We start from the raw sequence: 17,136 nt of genomic DNA on the forward strand, positions 1-17,136 counted from the left end.
GCCGTGATGATGGCCGTCGCGCTTGATGACCACGGTTTGAGCGTCGGCGTTCGACGACGGTGCCGCCAGGAATATGGTGGCGAGCGCCGCGATCATTAATGCAAACTTCTTCATGCTTTCCTCCGGTTGAGCCAGGGGGCAACATCGAAGCCCGAGCAACGTTCCGGGGATACCCGAGGAGAATTCTGAACACTCATTCAGTGAACGCTAAACGGCGCGCGCATCGATTCGAGGAGCGCATCCCCTCCGGCGAATCCGTGCTCCGGGATGGCCGATTGATCCGGATCAATGCGCCGGTCCCGGCGCCCGGCAACCATGTCGGGCAAAAGGGATGAACGGTGGCACACAGCGAAACACAACCGCGGGCGAAAGCCCCCATCGGCCCTGGCGTTCGCGCCGCCGCGCCCGATGCAACATTGCCTTGCTCGGAAGACGAATTTCTCGCCCGGCTCGGTGATTGCGTGCGCGAAACCCGCACGTTGCGAAAAATGTCGCGCCGGGAGCTTGGCCGCAAGTCCGGCATTTCCGAGCGGTACATCGCCCAAATCGAGGCCGGCAAGGGCAACGTGTCGATCATGCTGCTGCTGCGGATCGCGCAGGCAATCCGCTGCTGCCGATGATCTGACATCGACCCCGCGAAAGGAGAGATTTCGATGGGACAGATCGTTCTTGCCGCCAAGGTCAGCCACGTCCCGTCGCTGATGCTGTCGGAGGCCGAGGGCAGCCCGCTCAGGTCGGCGCGCGAAGGCGCGGTGCGGGCGTTGCGCGAGCTCGGCTGCCGCGCCCGGGACCGCGGCGCTTCGACCTTCGTGGTGTTCGATACGCACTGGCTCTCGAACTTCGGCTATCACATCAACGCCAATCCCCGGCATCATGGCTCGTTCACCAGCCACGAAGCTCCGCAGATGATCCAGGATCTGCGCTATGACGTGCCGGGAGACCCCGCGCTCGCCGAAGCGATCGCGAAGGAGGCCGGTGAGGCCGGGCTTGGCGTGATCGCGCACAAGGTCGCGAGCCTCGGGCTGGAATACGGCACCATCGTGCCGATGCACTATATGAACGCCGACGGGTGGGCCCGGGTGGTCTCGGTCGCCACGCCGCTGTTCACCTCGCTGGAGGAAAGCCGCGTTCTCGGCGAGGCGACGCGGCGCGCCATCGACCGCTCCGGGCAGCGGGTGGCCTTGCTTGCCAGCGGATCGCTGTCGCACCGGCTGTGGCCCAACAGGAAACTCGGACCGGAGGCCTGGACGTCGGTGGCAAGCGAGTTCAACCGTCAGGTCGACCTGCGCGTGCTCGAATTATGGCAGCAGCGCCGCTACCGCGAATTCGTCGACATGCTCCCGGACTACGCCGTGAAGTGCAACGGCGAGGGCGGCATGGCCGACACCATCATGCTGTTCGCAGCGCTCGGCTGGGACGCATATGATGGCGCGGCCGAGCAACTGTGCGAGTATTTTCCGTCCAGCGGCAGCGGCCAGGTCAACGTCGAATTTCACGTCGGCGGATGATCGCGGTTCACGCGCGAACCTGCTGCTCGACATTCGCGATTCGCGCCGGCACCCCGAATTCCTTGCGGCAAACTTCGGCCAGCAGCGCGACGCCCTCGCGGATCTGCTCGTGCGAGGGGCTGGCGAAACACAGCCGCAGCCGGCTACCGGCATAGGCCTTGTCGGTGGACCATTCCGGCCCCGGGTTGATGGCGACGCCGGCGGCGAGGGCTGCCTGGTAGAGTTTCATCGTATCGACATTGTCCGGGAGTTTCACCCACAGGAAGATGCCGCCCTTGGGATCCTCGAACTCGGCCGAGGTGCCGAATTGTTCGTTGAGCGCCTCCATCAGCGTGTCGAGCTTGGCGCGCAGGCCGCGGTTGAGCTTCGGCACATGGCTGGCAAAATGCGGCGCGCAATATTCCGCCAGCACCATCTGCTCGAGCGCGCCGGAGCCGGCGTCGGTCTTCAGCGCCAGCATCCGCGACAGCATCGCCCATGGCGCCACGATGTAGCCGACCCGCAGCGCCGGCGCGATCGATTTCGAGAACGAGCCGATGTGGATGACGCCGGCGGTCTTGTCCATGGCGTAGATCGCGGGCGGGCGCTTGCCGTCCCAGATCAGATCGGCGTAGCAGTCGTCTTCGAAAATCGGCACGCCATATTGCTGCGACAGTTTTAATAGTTCGGCGCGGCGCGTCTCCGGCATGATGGTGCCGGTCGGATTCTGCACGGTCGGGATGGTGTAGATGTATTTCGGCGTGATGCCTTTGGCCTTGAGGCCGGCCAGCGCTGTCGCCAGCGCGTCCATCCGCATGCCGTCCGCGTCGAGCGGGATACCGACCATGTTGACGCCGAGCCGGGTCAGCCGGTTCAGCGCGCCCTGATAGGTGTCCTGCTCGGTGATGATGGTGTCGCCGCGCGCGAGCAGCGTCGCGTTGACGAGGTCGAGCGCCTGCAGCGAGCCGGAGACGATCAGGATATCGTCGGCGGTGCAGTCGATGCCGGCATCGCGCCGGAGCTTGGTGGTCAGGAATTCGCGCAGCGGCCTGTAGCCCTGCGGGCCGCTGGCGAGTCCGTAGGTGGCGAGCGTCTTGCCCTCGCGCCTGAGCACGGCATTGACGGCTTCGGCCAGGGCTTCGACCGGGACCTGGTCCGGATCGTTGTTGCCGCCGACGAAGCTGTATTTTGCGAGGCCGGTCCACTTCGCGGCCGGCGCCGGCAGGCCCGCCGGAAGCAAGGGTGCGAAGTCGAATTGCGCTGAGGTCATGGACGTTATCCCCGTTTGATTTTCTTGGTTGCCGGACCGGATGTCCCGGGTTCGCCGGAAGGCCGGTTCTTGCCGGTCACCTTCACAGGCCGGGGCCGGGTCGTAAAGGGCCTGCCACGTCGAGGGCTTCATGTAATCGCGGTCGGGGACCCGTAAAATTCGGGGTGATGACGGTCGGCCGGGCCTGCACCACGGGACCGGAAAGTGATCGACAGACCCGCCAGAATCGCGGGAAACAACCGGCCGGTCCGGCTGTGACACATTGTTCGTTTGACGTTGACGCCCCGGCCTTTAGGTTGCGGAGAGGGGAAGGCCGGATTCATGCACGAGCTTATTCGCGATATCACTTTTTGCATCCTGTTCGCCTGGGGAATAGGCCTTCTGGCCCATTTTTTCCGCCAGCCTCTGATCCTCGCTTACCTTATCGCCGGGTTCGTCATCGGTCCATTCGGCATGGGCTGGGTCCATTCGCAGGAATCGATCAGCGTCATTTCCGAACTCGGCCTGATCTTCATGCTGTTCATGATCGGGCTGGAAATCGACCTGAAGAAGATCGTGCGGGCCGGCCGGGTGATCCTGTTCGCCGCCGGCGTCCAGCTGGTCGGTGGCTGCGTGGTCGGCATCGCCTTCTTCACGGGCATCGGGCTGTCGATGGGCGGCGGCGGCTTCGATGCGCTCTACCTCACCATCGCCTGCGTGCTCTCCTCCACCGTCATCATCGTCAAGGTATTGTACGAGAAGCGCGAGCTCGACACGCTGCCCGGGCGCATCACGCTCGGCATACTGGTGCTGCAGGACATCTTCGTCATCCTGTTCCTCGCGGTGCAGCCAAGCCTCGCCGATCTTCAGGTCAGCGTGATCCTGCTCTCGATCGGACGCGTCGGCGTGCTGGTGGCAACCGCGCTGGTATTGAGCCGCTACGTCCTGCCAAAACTGTTCCACCAGATTGCGCGCCGTCCCGAACTGATCCTGCTCGGCGCGCTGGCTTGGTGCTTCCTGATCGGCGAGATCGCCGAACGGCTGCATTTGTCGCGCGAAATGGGATCACTCGTCGCCGGCGTGTCGCTGTCGACCTTCCCCTATGCGCTCGATGTCACCGCCAAGGTCACGACGCTGCGCGATTTCTTCATCACCCTGTTCTTTGTCGCCCTGGGCATGACGATTCCGATCCCCGGCCTGCCGGTGATCTGGCTCGCGCTGGTGATCGCGGCCTTCACGGTAATCAGCCGTGTGCTGACGACGTTCACGCCGCTGTACCTGATGAAGCAGGGCCTGCGCGCCAGCCTGCTGCCGGCGATCAACCTGGCCCAGATCAGCGAATTCTCGCTGGTCGTGATCCAGACCGGCATCGTCGCCGGGCACATCCAGACCCAGACCGCCAGCGCGGTGTCGTTCGCCTTCGTGATCCTGGCGGTGCTGAGCACGTTTGCGATCATGCGCAGCGATGCGATCACGCGGGCGGCGATCGGTCCCTTGAAGCGGATCGGGATCCGCGATCTCGATCACATCCAGGCGCATGATGCCGGCCACGAGGGCGGCCATGGTGAGGCGCGGCGGGTCGTGATTCTCGGCTTCTTCCGGGCCGCCAGCGCGCTGCTGAGCGAGATCGAGCGGCGCAATCCGGTGTTCCTCGATCAGCTCACCGTGATCGATTTCAATCCGAACGTGTTCCGAACCCTGGCGGATCGCGGCCTGCACGTGATCTATGGCGATATCAGCAATGTCGATACCCTGGTGCATGCCGGCGTCGGCAAGGCCGAGCTCATCATATTGAGCGTGCCAGACTCGCTCCTGAAGGGCGCCGACAACGAAAAGCTGGTCCGTCACGTGCGGACGCTCAATCCCACCGCCAAGATCGTCGCCACGGCCGACCTGCTAGCCGACGTCGCCGATCTCTACGCCGCCGGCGCGGATTACGTCACGGTGACCCGCATCAGCGATGCCCAGGAACTTTATACGGTGATCGAAGCCGCCGCCGCCGGCCTGCTGGACGACAAGCGCGCGGAAATGGACGCGCAACTCGCCGAGCGCAAGGAAGTGCTGCCGTAAATGCGGCGCAGCCCTCGACACCAATACCGCTGTGCGGAAATTCACCGATGCTGACCGGGTCTCGTCAACGATTTCCGGCCCGAAAACCAGTCCCGGCCGCGCCGGCCGGCGCCGTTCTGCCCTGCGTAATGAGGCTGGCGCGGGGTTCCAAGTCCGGTTAACAAGTCCGGCGAATGCTGCCCGGCACCAGAGCGAGACGCATAAAATGGCCGATCCGATCCAGGAAGTTCTGCAGGCTTTTGCCAATGGCGAACTCGTCGTCGTTACCGACGACGACGACCGCGAAGGCGAGGGCGACCTGATCGTCGCGGCGTCGCTGTGCACATCCGAGAAGATGGCGTTCATCATCCGCCACACCTCGGGCATTGTCTGCGCGCCGATCACCACCGAGGATGCGCGCCGGCTGCGGCTCGATCCGATGGTGGCGCACAACGAGTCCAACCACACCACCGCCTTTACGGTTTCGATCGACTACAAGCCGGATAACGGCACCGGAATTTCGGCCGAGGAGCGCGCCTCCTGCTGCCGCGCGCTGGCCAATCCCAATGCCGGTGCCAGCGACTTCGCCCGGCCCGGCCATATTTTCCCGCTGATCGCGCGCGACGGCGGCGTGCTGCTGCGTTCCGGCCATACCGAGGCTGCGGTCGATCTCTGCAAGCTCTCGGGCCTGCCGCCGGTCGGCGTCATCTCGGAATTGATGAACGACGACGGTACGGTCATGAAGGGCGAGCAGGTGGCCAGGTTCGCCGCCGCCCACAAGCTCAAGCACGTCACCATCGCCGACATGATCGCCTGGCGCCAGGCGCGCGAAAAACTGATCGAGCGGGTCTCGACCTTCACCACCGAGAGCCCGATCGGCCCGCTGCAGGGCTATGCCTATCGCTCGCCGTTCGATTCCATCGCCCATGTCGCTTTCGTCTATAACGGCATCGGCGACGGCCGGAACGTGCTGACGCGCTTTCACAAGCCCAATATCGTCAAGGATATTTTTACGGGCCCGAAGCGCATGCAGGCGGTGCTGGAACATTTCAAGAAGAACGGCAGCGGCGTGCTGATCTACCTGCGCGACGGCGCCGCCGGGGTTCCGGTCGCGCCATTGCCGGAAGACAAGTCGGCCGAAGCCGACCGCAACAAGCAGTGGCGCGAGGTCGGTGTCGGCGCGCAGATCCTCAGGGATCTCGGCGTCAGCTCGATCCGCCATCTGACGTCGTCAGCGCACGACTACAAGGGACTGTCCGGTTTCGGCATCGAGATTCTCTCCAACGAACAGCTTGAAGGATAGCTGCGACCACCGTCATTCCGGAGCGCGCGCAGTGCGGACCCGGAATCTCGAGATTTCGGGTCTGGTGCCAACGCACCACCCGGAATGACGGAACGCCAATTGCGCTTCTTCCCATAGCACTCTATTTTGTCCGTGAATTCGTTAGGACCCGAAAGGAATTCCCATGAGCGTGCGCCCCCAGACCAAGGACAAGCCGGCTTCGGTCGAGTTCCAGTGGGACGATCCGTTCATGCTCGACGAGCAACTTACCGAAGACGAACGCATGATCCGCGATACCGCGCGCGCCTATGCGCAGGACAAGCTGTTGCCGCGGGTCACCAAGGCCTATCTCGACGAGAAGACCGACCGCGAGATCTTCAACGAAATGGGCGAACTCGGCCTGATCGGCATCACCCTGCCGGAGGAATATGGCTGCGCCAATGCGAGTTACGTCGCCTACGGTCTGGTGGCGCGCGAGATCGAGCGCGTTGATTCCGGCTACCGCTCGATGAATTCGGTGCAGTCGTCGCTGGTGATGCACCCGATCTATGCCTATGGCGACGAGAACCAGCGCAAGAAATACCTGCCCAAGCTCGCCACCGGAGAATGGGTCGGATGCTTTGGCCTCACCGAGCCGGATGCCGGTTCCGATCCTGGCGGCATGAAGACCCGCGCCGAGAAGACCCCGGACGGTTACCGGCTCACCGGTACCAAGATGTGGATTTCCAACGCGCCGATCGCCGACGTGTTCGTGGTGTGGGCCAAATCGGCCGAGCACAACAACCAGATCCGCGGCTTCATTCTCGATAAGGGCATGAAGGGCCTGTCGGCGCCGAAGATCGGCGGCAAGCTCTCGCTGCGCGCCTCTGTCACCGGCGAGATCGTGATGGAGGGCGTCGAGGTGCCGGAAAGCGCGCTGCTGCCCAACGTGTCCGGCCTGAAGGGGCCGTTCGGCTGTCTCAACCGCGCCCGCTACGGCATTTCCTGGGGCGCGATGGGGGCTGCCGAAGACTGCATGGCGCGCGCGCGGCAATACACGCTCGACCGCAAGCAGTTCAATCGCCCGCTGGCGGCGACGCAACTGGTGCAGAAGAAACTCGCGGACATGCAGACCGACATCGCGCTCGGCCTGCAGGCTTCATTGCGGGTAGGGCGGCTGATGGACGACGGCAAGATGGCGCCGGAGATGATCTCGATCGTCAAGCGCAACAATTGCGGCAAGGCGCTCGACATCGCGCGGATGGCCCGCGACATGCACGGCGGCAACGGCATCCAGATCGAATATCACGTGATGCGCCACGCGCAGAATCTCGAGACCGTCAATACCTATGAAGGCACCCACGACGTCCACGCCTTGATCCTGGGCCGCGCTATCACCGGCATTCAGGCGTTTTCATAGGAAGCACTGAACAGGAATCCCGGCTGTGGCCCCACCCCACGCTGTCATCGTCCGCGAAGGCGGACGATCCAGTACGCCGCGGCCTCTCGTTATGTCTCTGCCGTCAGCGACTACTGGATTCCCCGCCTTCGCGGGGGTTGGCGGTTGTGGATGTTTCACCCTGTGTGCGTCCGGCTCCGAGTAGGAATCCCCATGGCAGACAACGACGACATCCCGTTCAACCGTGACTTTCCCCTGAAACCCGGCGTGGTCGAGCAGGTCCGCCCCGGCGTGCGACGGGTGCTGTGCGACAATCCGAGCCCTTTCACCTTCACCGGCACCGTCAGCTACATCGTGGGCACCGGCAAGGTCGCCATCATCGATCCGGGTCCCGATGATGCGGCCCATGCGGCGGCGCTGCTCGAAGCGGTGCGCCATGAGACCGTGACGCATATTCTGGTCACCCACACCCATCGTGATCATTCGCCGAACACCGCGCGGATCAAGGCCGCCACCGGCGCCCCGGTCTATGCCGAGGGTGCGCATCGCGCGTCGCGGCCACGCTACGAGAGCGAGAAGCACAATCCGGAATCCGGCGCCGACCGCGACTTCAAGCCGGATATCGAAGTCAGGCACGGCGACACCGTCGACGGCGCGGGCTGGGCGCTGGAAACGGTGGCGACGCCGGGCCATACCGCCAATCACCTGGCGTTCGCCTGGCCCGAGCGGAAGATCAATTTCGTCGGTGATCACGTGATGGGCTGGTCGACTTCGATCGTGGCGCCGCCGGACGGATCGATGGTCGACTACATGACGTCGCTCGAAACGCTGGCTCGGCGCGACGAGGATCTGTATTTTTCCGGTCACGGCCCGGAAATCCCGGACGCCCGGCGCTATGTGCGGTTCCTGACCAGGCATCGCCACGCGCGCGAAGCCTCGATCCTGCATCGCCTCGCCAAGGGCGAGGCGGATATCCCGACCATCGTCCGCGCGGTCTATATCGGCATCGATCCGCGGCTGACGAATGCCGCCGGCTATTCCGTGCTGGCGCATCTGGAAGATCTGGTCGGGCGCGGCATTGCGGCGACCGATGGTGATCCAGTGATCGGCGGAAATTATCGGCTGGTCTAGTCTGGCGGTCATTCCGGGTTGCGCGAAGCGCAGACCCGAAATCCCGGGCTTCCCCGATGTGCAACTACACATCCGAGGTTCGATGCTTCGCATCGCCCCGGAATGACGAAGGTCAGCGTTCCTTCTTCACCGTTTTCGCCTGCCCCTTGGCCGGCGCCTGCGGCTGCTTCACCGCTGGTTTGACCTGGTCTGCGGCGGTGTTGATGTCCTCGATCAGGCTGGCCACCCGCGCGGCGTTACTGCCGAGATCGCTTTCGAAATAGCGTGACGCGGAGCGGATATCGACGCGCGAGCCTTCGCCGTCCGGCTTGATGCGGATCGTCACGTCTTCGCGGAATCCCATGATCGGCGTTTGCGCGATCGCCTCGATGCGGCCGTCGCGGCGCGGCTGCGGCGGCCGCTCGTCGACCACGCGCCATTTGCGCTTGGTGACCAGCGCGAGCGTCACCTGATAGACCCTGAGCGCCGGGACATCGAGTTCGATCGTCTCGATCTTGGGATAGGCCAGCCGCTGCTGCTCGGCGGAATACAGCCCGGCATAGACGGCGGGGTTGGCGCCGTCGCCGCCACGCAAGCGCGCCAGCGCCTCGAAGCGGGGCGGATCGATCGGGTCGGTGGTGATGTCATGGATCTTCGGCAGCTTGCGGTATTGCAGCCCGAGATAGGCGGGATAGGCCAGTACGGCCGCGCTGATCAGGAACGCCAGCAGAATGCGGCCCATGCCGCGCGATCCGTTCTGCCAGATCGCGACGAAGGCAGCCAATCCCGTCAGGATCGATAGCCCGGCGCAGGCCAGCGCGCCGAAGAACGTCGCCATCGCCGGTTTGACTTCGAGGAAACCGAAGCGGACGATGGCGATCGAAACCAGTACCGCGACCAGCGAAAATACCGCGAGATTGCGCGCCCAGGTGGCAAGGCCGGACAAGGGCTCCGACTGGTAGGGAGCGGAAAACCTGCGGGCCATCCTTAAGTTTCCATCATGGATTTGGGCAAGCCGGTTCCTGGTTCGGGCAGAGGACCCGCGCTGGTGACCTAGCGCATTTTTGGGCCGGGTGGGAAGCGCTCCGTCGTTCAAAACGGAACGAAACCGTTACGGCGCATCGTCGAATTGCGCGGCCACGAAGTCGACAAAGGCCTTGATGCGCGGCGCGCGGTGGCGGCCCGGGACGGTCAGCGCATGGATCGGAAACGACTCCGGCATCTGGCTGTCAGGCAGCAGCGCAACGAGCGTGCCCTGCCGCAACGCGCGCGCGACCATGAAATCCGCCAGGCGCGCGATGCCGAGCCCGGCCACGGCCATATCGAGCAGCAGGTCGGCATTGTCGCTGACGAATGTGCCGGATACGGCAAGCCGGTTGATGCCCTCATGGGTGTGGAACGGCCATTGCGACCACGCGGGTCCCGGCAGGGTCAGGCAATTGTGCCGCAGCAGATCGGCCGGCACGCGCGGCGATCCGTACTTCTCCAGATAGAGCGGGCTGGCGCAGATAATGCGTCTGGCTTCGGCGATTTTGCACGCCACCAGGGTCGAGTCACCGAGCGCGCCGGAGCGGATGGCAACGTCCACCTGCTCGGCGACCAGATCGATCTGCCGGTCCGAAACATGAAGCTCGACGGTGATGTCGGGATAACGGCCAAGAAAAGCCGGCAGCGCCGGACCGAGGATCTGCTTCGCGATGGCTGTTCCGACGCTGATCCTGAGGTGACCGCGCGGCAGCCGGCTTGCCGCCGTGACCTCGGCTTCCGCTGCCTCGATGGCGGCGAGGATGTCCCGGCTACGCGCGACGAAAACCTCGCCTTCCGCGGTCAGAGCCAGCCGCCGCGTCGTCCGCGTCAGCAGGCTTACGCCCAGCCGGTCTTCGATGCGGGTGACCAGCTTGGACAGCGCCGAGGGCGTGATCCCGAGGTCAAGAGCCGCGGCGGCAAAACTGCCCCGCTCGATCACGCGCACGAAGGCGTTCATTTCGGCCGAAGCGGCGCTGACATTCATGAATTCAATTCACTTATGAATGTATAAAATAGATAATTATAGCGTTCATATTACATAATATGATGCTCCGCAACGACGGAGAATTGATATGTCCAGACTAGCAAATGAGAATGGCCTCGCGCCGCGGGCGGAGGAGATTGAAGGCGTCGTCCGCCGTCCGGACGGCAGCCCCGATATCGCGGCCTATGCGAGGCTGGCGCACCGCGAACGCGCGTCGGCCATGATGGCCTTGGCGAGTGACGCCATGCGCTTGGTACGTGAGATGGTGTCGGCTGCGCGGGCAAGCCTCGCGCCGGCCGCAAGGTCCGGGCCGGCTTCCGGAAAACACCCCGCGCAAGTCGGGCGATGAGCCGGGGTTCTGACCGACCCTCGGACGTCATGCCCGGGCGTGACCAGCCGTGACCCGGGCATCCACGTTTTGACGTCGTGCGCACAGAAGCCGTGGTTGGCCGGGTCAAGCCCGGCCAAGACGGCTTCCTGACCTTTTCCTACGCGGCAGCGTTCGGAAAGCGGTAGCTCTTGAACTGGTCGCGCAGCGCTGTCTTGAGGATCTTGCCAGTCGCGGTGTGCGGAATGCCGTCGACGAAGGCGACATCATCGGGCATCCACCATTTGGCGATCTTGCCGTCCATGAACTTCAGGATGTCCTCCCGCGTCGCGCTCTGGCCCTGTTTGAGCTGGATGATCAGCAACGGCCGCTCGTCCCATTTCGGATGATAGACGCCGATCACGGCGGCCTCCGCCACCGCGGGATGTCCAACCGCGAGATTTTCCAGATCGATCGACGAAATCCACTCGCCGCCGGATTTGATCACGTCCTTGGAGCGGTCGGTGATCCGCATATAGCCGTCGGCGTCGATGGTGGCGACGTCGCCGGTGTCGAAATAGCCCGCCTCGTCGAGGATGTCCGCATCGACGCGGAAATAGGCCTTGGACACCGCGGGCCCGCTGACCTTCAGCCGCCCGAAGGTCTTGCCGTCCCATGGCAGGTCCTTGCCGGAATCATCGGTGATCTTCATCTGCACGCCGAACGGCGGATAGCCCTGGGTCTGCAGGATATCGAGCAGGGCCTCGCCCTTGAGTTCAGCGAACGGTGGCTTCAGTGCGGCCAGTGTGCCGATCGGGCTCATCTCCGTCATGCCCCAGGCGTGGCGAACCGCAACGCCCAGATCGAGGAACGACTTGATCATCGAGCGCGGCATCGCCGAGCCGCCGCAGACCACCATCCGCAAATGCGGCAGTTTCAGGCTGCTGGCGGCCATGTGATTGAGCAGCATCAGCCACACCGTCGGCACCCCCGCGGTATGCGTCACCTTCTCGGTGTCCAGCAGTTCATAGACCGATGCGCCGTCGAGCTTGGCGCCGGGGAATACCAGTTTGGTGCCCATCGAAGGCGCCGAGAACGCGATGCCCCAGCTGTTGGCATGGAACAATGGAACCACCGGCAGCATTGTATCCGCAGCGTTGGCGCCGAGGGAATCACCTGAATTGGCCATCAGCGCGTGCAACACGTTGGAGCGATGCGAATACAATACGCCTTTGGGATCGCCCGTAGTACCGGAGGTGTAGCACATCGCGGCCGCGGTATTTTCGTCGAAGGTCTTCCACTTGAAGTCGCCGTCGGCTTCCGCGATCCAGTCTTCGTAAGCCATCGCGTTCTTCAGCGTGGTCTGCGGCATGTGTGCCTTGTCGGTGAAGACGATGTAGCGTTCGACGCTGGGAAGCTTGTCGGCGATCTTCTCCAGTATCGGAATGAAGGTGAGATCGGTCATCACCACGCGGTCTTCGGCATGATTGATGATCCAGGCGATCTGGTCCGGGAACAGCCGGGGATTGACGGTATGGCAGATCGCGCCGATGCCCATGATGCCGTACCAGGCTTCCAGGTGGCGCCAGGTGTTCCAGGCGATGGTGGCGACGCGGTCGCCGAGCTTGATGCCGTCGCGGTCGAGCCGCTGCGAGACTTTCAGTGCGCGGTCGCGGATTTGCCGGTAATTGGTGCGGTGGATGGGTCCTTCGACCGATCGCGTCACGACCTCCTGCGTGCCGTGGACCTCTGCGGCGTGCTCGATAATCCGGTGACAAAGCAAAGGCCAGTCTTGCATCAATCCACGCATACGGTCGTTCCTCCAGAGTCTGTTGTCGCCTGCCGCAAATATTCACGGAATTTCCATGAACTTTAGCGCGGAGAAAGCCGGCCGGAAATGGCCTTGTGGGAGCTTTAGCCCGGTCGCGGCGGCAATGGTTACCGCTGCTGCGCTGCTGTGGCTTTGCGTTCCATCAATCCCCGCCGCTGCGGCGACAAAAGGGGGCGCCTGGCCTCCGGCACCCTGGAGCGCCCTGTTCGGCACGAGCCGGCCGAAGAAGCCGCGCCGGGCGGTGCAGGCGGTGCCGATTCCGAAACCGCGCCCGGCCGAGGCGCCCAAGGCTGCGGAGTCGAAACCCGCGGAGTCCAAACCTGTGGAGTCCAAGGCGGCTCAATCCGGCAAGGCCGAGCCCGGCAGGGCCGGGTCCAACAAGGCGGATTCCAGGCCTGAACCTGACAAAGCGGAAACCGACAAGCCCGAGGCGGAAAAGCCGGCCGCAGCCACAGCCGAAAAGGCGGCCGAGCCCGCTTCACCCGTCCCCCCGCCGCCCTCGGCCTGCCGGCTGGCGCTGACGGAGGCGATCGCCATCGCCCCCAGCATCCCCGACATCAAGGGCGCCGGCGGCTGCGGCGGCGAGGACCTGGTGCGACTGGAGGTCGTGGTGCTGCCCGACAAGCGGCGCGTTACGGTGAAGCCGGCGGCCGTTCTCCGCTGCGCCATGGCCAGTGCGATTGCAGACTGGATCCGCACCGACATGGCGCAACTGGCCGAGAGCCTCGGCAGCACCATCAGTGATCTCGACAATTTCGACTCGTACCAGTGCCGCGGCCGCAACCGCGTGTTCGGCGCCAGGCTGTCCGAGCACGGTCGCGCCAATGCGCTCGATATCCGCGCCATCAAGCTGGCCAACGGCAGCAGGATCTCGTTCACCGACCGCATGGTGCCGCGCGAGACGCGCGAGAGCGTGCTGCATTCGATGTGCGCACGATTTCCGACGGTGCTGGGGCCGGGCTCGGACTGGTACCACGAGGATCACATCCACATCGATCTGATGGAGCGGCGAAACAACTACAAGATCTGCCAGTGGAACGTGTGGGACCCGATGCCGCAAATCGCCCCGTTGCTGCCGGCCGAGCGGCCGGAAGAGGCCCCGCCGCGCGAAGTCGCCGCCAAAGTCGAGCAAGGCAAGCCCGAACTGGGCAAGCCCGAACAGGTCAAGCCCGATGCGGCCAAATCGGCGGTGCCCGAGCCGGCCGCGGCCCCGCCGGCAACGAAAAAGCGCCGGCAAGACCGGCGCTTTTGATCGGATCGTCGATGGATGCCTAGCCGGCCTGACCGGCTATTGCACCATCGCGTGGCCGCCGCCTTGCAACGCCATCTTGGAATTATAGGGCGAGTCGCCCTGCTTGGGATCGAGCACGACCACGACGGTGCCGTTCTTGACGCGGCTGTAGAGGTCGATGACATCCTCGTTGGTCATGCGGATGCAGCCCGACGAAATCGAGGCGCCGATATATTCCGGCTGGTTGGTGCCGTGGATGCGGAACAGGGTGTCGCGGTTGCCTTGGTAGAGATACAGCGCGCGGGCGCCGAGCGGGTTGTCGACGCCGCCAGGCACCGAAGCCGGCAAGCCTTCGATGCGCTTGTGGATGTCGGCAGTCGGCGTCCATTTCGGCCATTCCGCCATGTTGCCGACGCGCGCGATGCCGGAGAAAGCGAGCGCTTCCTCGCCGACAGTGACGCCGTAACGGATCGCCTTGCCGCCGTCCTGCACCAGATAGAGATAATGATTGTCGGAATCGACGACGATGGTGCCGGGCATTTCCTTGCGATGATAATTGACGATGGCGCGGCGGAACGGCTCGGGAGGAGTGACCTTGGCGTAGCTCGCCTTGGCGAGTTGGGCCTTGTCTGCCGGCTTGAGCGTCGCCTCCGGCGCCGCCTGATAGGTCGTGGCCTGCATGCAGCCCGAGAGCAGCAGGCCGGCGGTCAGGATTCCCAACATTGCCTTCAGCGACGACATGATTCAGTTCCAATCGAAAATCTTCACGGTCGCGCACCAAACACTGCGCCCGAAACGCCACGATTCCATTGATCTCATTATCGTTGAAATCGCCCATAATTCCAGAGCTTAGATGCCGCTTTTGCGTCGCAACGTGCTGGCTGTGTCATTTTTGCCGCTAGTTTTGAGGTTTCCGACTGATTTTTGGGCAGAGGCGCAAGCGTCGCCAAATGGTCGCCACGGTACCGCCACCCGGCAGCCGCAAATATGGATGCGGGGTTAACACGCCGGTCATCAGGCGCTTGCCAGAATCGAGCTAAGTCCTGTTGGGTGAGTTATAGCCGCCCCGTTCTGGAGTTGCCCATGCTGTCGGTGTTCGTACCTGCCGAACTATCCCTGAAGAAGATCGACGCCACCGAAGTTGCCGAACTGCCGGAAAGCGCGGTCTGGCTCGACCTTGTCAAGCCGAGCGGGGGCGAGGACAAGGCGGTGGAGCGGCTGGCGGGCATCGCGGTTCCGACCCGGGAGGACATGCAGGAAATCGAGATTTCCAGCCGGCTCTATATCGAGAACGGCGCCCGCTTCATGACGGCGACGCTGATGTGCGCGGCCGACAGCGAGAATCCGCGCACCACGGCGGTGACCTTCATCCTGGCCGGCCACCGGCTGGTGACTGTGCGCTACGACGAGCCCAAGCCCTTCATGCTGGTGGAGAACAAGCTGGCGCGCGTCTGCGCGCCGGGGATAACCGGCGAAATGGTGCTGATGGAACTGCTGGATGCGGTGATCGACCGCAATGCCGACATTCTGGAGCGCGCCGGCGGTGACATGGACACCATCAGCCACGATATTTTCGAGCCGGAGGGGAGCGCGCGCACCGGCCAGGCCAAGCGCTATTCCGACATCCTGATCGCGATCGGGCGCAAGGGCGATCTCACCTCCAAGGTGCGGGAGAGCCTGGTCTCGATCGGCCGGGTGGTGACCTTCGTCGCCGCCGGCACCGAAGGCGTGAAATGGTCCAAGGACATGCGCGAGCAGTTGAAGACCATGCAGCGCGACGTCACGTCGCTGACCGACCATGCCAGCTACCTCTCCAACAAGATCACCTTCGTGCTCGACGCCATGCTCGGCGTCGTCAATCTCGAGCAGAACAACATCATCAAGCTGTTTTCGGTGATGGCGGTGGTGCTGATGCCGCCGACCCTGATCGCCTCGATCTACGGCATGAACTTCAAGCTGATGCCGGAACTGGAATGGACCTACGGCTACCCGATGGCGCTGATCATGATGCTGTGCGCCGCGGCGGGGCCATACTTCTTTTTCAGATGGAAGAAATGGCTGTAGTCACCGGGGTGTTAAAGCATGCGCCCGTCCTCCCCGGCTTTCGTGCACGTCCGAAAAACCAGAGAACCCGCCTCATTTGGTCGGATAAAATTTGAGCGTTGCGCACAACGTTTGTGCGACGGCTTTCTGCGATAAAGCTGTCACAAGCCGCGAGGACAGCCATGGTTGAGAAACTCATAACGTCACCCCGCAACGTCGTCGATTTCGCGCGCTATCAGCAGGATCGCCATGCCGCGGGCAGGGCGATGGCGATGTCGGCGCGGGTCTGCCGGCATTGCGGCGCGGCGTTACAGGAAGGCGAGCGCGAGGACGAATGCTCCAGCACCTACAACGTCGAGGCCGACAGCCTGCGCTGGCAAGCCGCACAGATTCTGCGCGGACTGGTTTGAGCAGTTCGGTAAGAATTGAAGGCCGCAGGGCGGGCAAAGGCGCATTTGCGCCGTGCCCACCATTTCGAACCAAAGCAAGACGGTTGGCACGCTGCGCTTTGCCCACCCTAGGCGAATTGCAGCGCTGCACGTGTTGCCCGTCGTTGATCTGAAGCTCCAACTCGCGGATCAATAATGATAGCGGCATTGAACGATGTCGAGTTGCCGTTCTTCGCCTTTACCGGACGCGCGATAGACCAAACGGTGTTCGCCTGTGATGCGGCGGGACCACCACCCCTGTAACGCATGCTTAAGGGGCTCCGGTTTTCCGAGCCCCTTGAATGGATCGCGCTTGATGTCCTTGATCAGGTCATTGATGGAGGTGAGTATCTTCTCGTCTTCCTGTTGCCAGTGCAGGTAATCCTGCCAGGCATCCTCGCTCCAGGCCGTCTTCATTTCGCTTTCGAGCCGGCTTCCGCTGGTTCGGCAATGTCGCGCTCAGTCAGTTTGCCCTGATCGGCTTGCGCGATGGATCGCAGCAAACGCGCCGCGTTGGCTGGGCTCTTGAGGAGATGAACGGTCTCCATCAGGCCTTCGTAGTCTTCTTCCGACATCAGAACGACGCTGCGTGCGTTCTGACGGGTCACCAGCAGCGGCGCGCGGTCGTCGCACACCTGATCCATGTAGGACGCCAGATTGGTACGAAGCTCACTGTAGGAAACGTGCGCCATGGCCCTTTCTCCGATTGTACAATTATTTGTACAACAAA

General features: G+C 63.5%; 17 protein-coding genes. 10 read left to right on the forward strand and 7 right to left on the reverse strand.

All coding sequences use genetic code 11. The annotated features are described in order from the left end of the window. The first annotated feature begins 377 nt into the window (after positions 1–377). Positions 378–620, forward strand: a complete 243-nt coding sequence (locus Q8R73_RS12415) for a helix-turn-helix domain-containing protein (RefSeq protein WP_305719867.1) — start codon at positions 378–380, stop codon at positions 618–620. A gap of 33 nt (positions 621–653) precedes the next feature. Next, a complete protein-coding gene (gene hpaD, locus Q8R73_RS12420) occupies positions 654–1,508 on the forward strand; it encodes a 3,4-dihydroxyphenylacetate 2,3-dioxygenase (RefSeq protein WP_305719839.1) in 855 nt (284 codons plus the stop codon). Between the two features lie 7 nt (positions 1,509–1,515). On the opposite strand, the gene Q8R73_RS12425 is transcribed toward hpaD, so the two are convergent. Next, positions 1,516–2,757, reverse strand: a complete 1,242-nt coding sequence (locus tag Q8R73_RS12425) for a PLP-dependent aminotransferase family protein (protein ID WP_305719840.1) — start codon at positions 2,755–2,757, stop codon at positions 1,516–1,518. Positions 2,758–3,078: 321 nt separating this feature from the next. On the opposite strand from Q8R73_RS12425, the gene Q8R73_RS12430 reads away from it, so the two are divergent. The 4 genes from Q8R73_RS12430 to Q8R73_RS12445 all read left to right on the forward strand — a co-directional run bounded on the left by Q8R73_RS12430 (position 3,079) and on the right by Q8R73_RS12445 (position 8,576). Then, on the forward strand, positions 3,079–4,806 hold the full coding sequence (locus Q8R73_RS12430; protein ID WP_305719841.1) for a cation:proton antiporter: 1,728 nt from the start codon (positions 3,079–3,081) through the stop codon (positions 4,804–4,806). 205 nt (positions 4,807–5,011) lie between these two features. Then, on the forward strand, positions 5,012–6,088 hold the full coding sequence (gene ribB, locus Q8R73_RS12435; RefSeq protein ID WP_305719842.1) for a 3,4-dihydroxy-2-butanone-4-phosphate synthase: 1,077 nt from the start codon (positions 5,012–5,014) through the stop codon (positions 6,086–6,088). Positions 6,089–6,251: 163 nt separating this feature from the next. Further along, positions 6,252–7,466, forward strand: a complete 1,215-nt coding sequence (locus Q8R73_RS12440; protein ID WP_305719843.1) for an acyl-CoA dehydrogenase — start codon at positions 6,252–6,254, stop codon at positions 7,464–7,466. A 192-nt stretch (positions 7,467–7,658) separates the two neighbouring features. Further along, a complete protein-coding gene (locus Q8R73_RS12445) occupies positions 7,659–8,576 on the forward strand; it encodes an MBL fold metallo-hydrolase (protein ID WP_305719844.1) in 918 nt (305 codons plus the stop codon). 112 nt (positions 8,577–8,688) lie between these two features. Here Q8R73_RS12445 and Q8R73_RS12450 read toward each other — a convergent pair whose 3' ends face one another. Together Q8R73_RS12450 and Q8R73_RS12455 are read right to left on the reverse strand one after the other, a co-directional pair. Further along, positions 8,689–9,540 carry a DUF1499 domain-containing protein gene (locus tag Q8R73_RS12450; protein ID WP_305719845.1) on the reverse strand — a complete coding sequence of 284 codons (852 nt, stop codon included), beginning with the start codon at positions 9,538–9,540 and terminating at the stop codon, positions 8,689–8,691. Positions 9,541–9,666: 126 nt separating this feature from the next. After that, positions 9,667–10,566: a LysR family transcriptional regulator gene (locus Q8R73_RS12455; protein ID WP_305719846.1), complete on the reverse strand. Its 900-nt coding sequence runs from the start codon at positions 10,564–10,566 to the stop codon at positions 9,667–9,669. Between the two features lie 88 nt (positions 10,567–10,654). Here Q8R73_RS12455 and Q8R73_RS12460 point away from each other — a divergent pair, with 88 nt between their 5' ends. After that, on the forward strand, positions 10,655–10,915 hold the full coding sequence (locus Q8R73_RS12460; protein WP_305719847.1) for a hypothetical protein: 261 nt from the start codon (positions 10,655–10,657) through the stop codon (positions 10,913–10,915). A 139-nt stretch (positions 10,916–11,054) separates the two neighbouring features. Here Q8R73_RS12460 and Q8R73_RS12465 read toward each other — a convergent pair whose 3' ends face one another. Then, positions 11,055–12,683, reverse strand: a complete 1,629-nt coding sequence (locus tag Q8R73_RS12465) for a fatty-acid--CoA ligase (protein ID WP_305719848.1) — start codon at positions 12,681–12,683, stop codon at positions 11,055–11,057. 55 nt (positions 12,684–12,738) lie between these two features. Between Q8R73_RS12465 and Q8R73_RS12470 the strand changes: the two genes are divergently transcribed. Next, on the forward strand, positions 12,739–13,956 hold the full coding sequence (locus Q8R73_RS12470) for an extensin family protein (protein ID WP_305719849.1): 1,218 nt from the start codon (positions 12,739–12,741) through the stop codon (positions 13,954–13,956). Between the two features lie 36 nt (positions 13,957–13,992). Here the strand turns inward: Q8R73_RS12470 and Q8R73_RS12475 are convergent, their stop codons facing one another. Beyond that, the gene (locus Q8R73_RS12475) at positions 13,993–14,676 is read right to left on the reverse strand and encodes a L,D-transpeptidase (protein ID WP_305719850.1); all 684 of its coding nucleotides are present in this window, start codon (positions 14,674–14,676) and stop codon (positions 13,993–13,995) included. Positions 14,677–15,018: 342 nt separating this feature from the next. On the opposite strand from Q8R73_RS12475, the gene Q8R73_RS12480 reads away from it, so the two are divergent. Next, positions 15,019–15,999 carry a magnesium transporter CorA family protein gene (locus Q8R73_RS12480; RefSeq protein ID WP_305719851.1) on the forward strand — a complete coding sequence of 327 codons (981 nt, stop codon included), beginning with the start codon at positions 15,019–15,021 and terminating at the stop codon, positions 15,997–15,999. A gap of 161 nt (positions 16,000–16,160) precedes the next feature. After that, positions 16,161–16,388, forward strand: coding sequence for a hypothetical protein (locus Q8R73_RS12485; protein ID WP_305719852.1), 228 nt, complete (start codon positions 16,161–16,163; stop codon positions 16,386–16,388). A gap of 168 nt (positions 16,389–16,556) precedes the next feature. Here the strand turns inward: Q8R73_RS12485 and Q8R73_RS12490 are convergent, their stop codons facing one another. Both Q8R73_RS12490 and Q8R73_RS12495 read right to left on the reverse strand, forming a co-directional pair. Then, positions 16,557–16,823, reverse strand: a complete 267-nt coding sequence (locus Q8R73_RS12490) for a Txe/YoeB family addiction module toxin (RefSeq protein WP_305719853.1) — start codon at positions 16,821–16,823, stop codon at positions 16,557–16,559. Continuing rightward, on the reverse strand, positions 16,820–17,098 hold the full coding sequence (locus Q8R73_RS12495) for a type II toxin-antitoxin system Phd/YefM family antitoxin (RefSeq protein ID WP_305719854.1): 279 nt from the start codon (positions 17,096–17,098) through the stop codon (positions 16,820–16,822). Before Q8R73_RS12495 ends, Q8R73_RS12490 begins: the two co-directional genes overlap by 4 nt. Positions 17,099–17,136 lie beyond the last annotated feature (38 nt).

The organism is Bradyrhizobium sp. (assembly GCF_030697065.1).
Classification (GTDB): Bacteria; Pseudomonadota; Alphaproteobacteria; order Rhizobiales; family Xanthobacteraceae; genus Bradyrhizobium.

Coding starts and splice junctions, on each gene's coding strand:
- Q8R73_RS12460 (WP_305719847.1), top strand. CDS start 10,655: ATGTCCAGACTAGCAAATGAGAATGGCCTCGCGCCGCGGGCGGAGGAG.
- Q8R73_RS12475 (WP_305719850.1), bottom strand. CDS start 14,676: ATGTCGTCGCTGAAGGCAATGTTGGGAATCCTGACCGCCGGCCTGCTG.
- Q8R73_RS12445 (WP_305719844.1), top strand. CDS start 7,659: ATGGCAGACAACGACGACATCCCGTTCAACCGTGACTTTCCCCTGAAA.
- Q8R73_RS12440 (WP_305719843.1), top strand. CDS start 6,252: ATGAGCGTGCGCCCCCAGACCAAGGACAAGCCGGCTTCGGTCGAGTTC.
- Q8R73_RS12480 (WP_305719851.1), top strand. CDS start 15,019: ATGCTGTCGGTGTTCGTACCTGCCGAACTATCCCTGAAGAAGATCGAC.
- ribB (WP_305719842.1), top strand. CDS start 5,012: ATGGCCGATCCGATCCAGGAAGTTCTGCAGGCTTTTGCCAATGGCGAA.
- hpaD (WP_305719839.1), top strand. CDS start 654: ATGGGACAGATCGTTCTTGCCGCCAAGGTCAGCCACGTCCCGTCGCTG.
- Q8R73_RS12485 (WP_305719852.1), top strand. CDS start 16,161: ATGGTTGAGAAACTCATAACGTCACCCCGCAACGTCGTCGATTTCGCG.
- Q8R73_RS12430 (WP_305719841.1), top strand. CDS start 3,079: ATGCACGAGCTTATTCGCGATATCACTTTTTGCATCCTGTTCGCCTGG.
- Q8R73_RS12450 (WP_305719845.1), bottom strand. CDS start 9,540: ATGGCCCGCAGGTTTTCCGCTCCCTACCAGTCGGAGCCCTTGTCCGGC.
- Q8R73_RS12495 (WP_305719854.1), bottom strand. CDS start 17,098: ATGGCGCACGTTTCCTACAGTGAGCTTCGTACCAATCTGGCGTCCTAC.
- Q8R73_RS12490 (WP_305719853.1), bottom strand. CDS start 16,823: ATGAAGACGGCCTGGAGCGAGGATGCCTGGCAGGATTACCTGCACTGG.
- Q8R73_RS12470 (WP_305719849.1), top strand. CDS start 12,739: ATGAACTTTAGCGCGGAGAAAGCCGGCCGGAAATGGCCTTGTGGGAGC.
- Q8R73_RS12455 (WP_305719846.1), bottom strand. CDS start 10,566: ATGAATGTCAGCGCCGCTTCGGCCGAAATGAACGCCTTCGTGCGCGTG.
- Q8R73_RS12425 (WP_305719840.1), bottom strand. CDS start 2,757: ATGACCTCAGCGCAATTCGACTTCGCACCCTTGCTTCCGGCGGGCCTG.
- Q8R73_RS12465 (WP_305719848.1), bottom strand. CDS start 12,683: ATGCGTGGATTGATGCAAGACTGGCCTTTGCTTTGTCACCGGATTATC.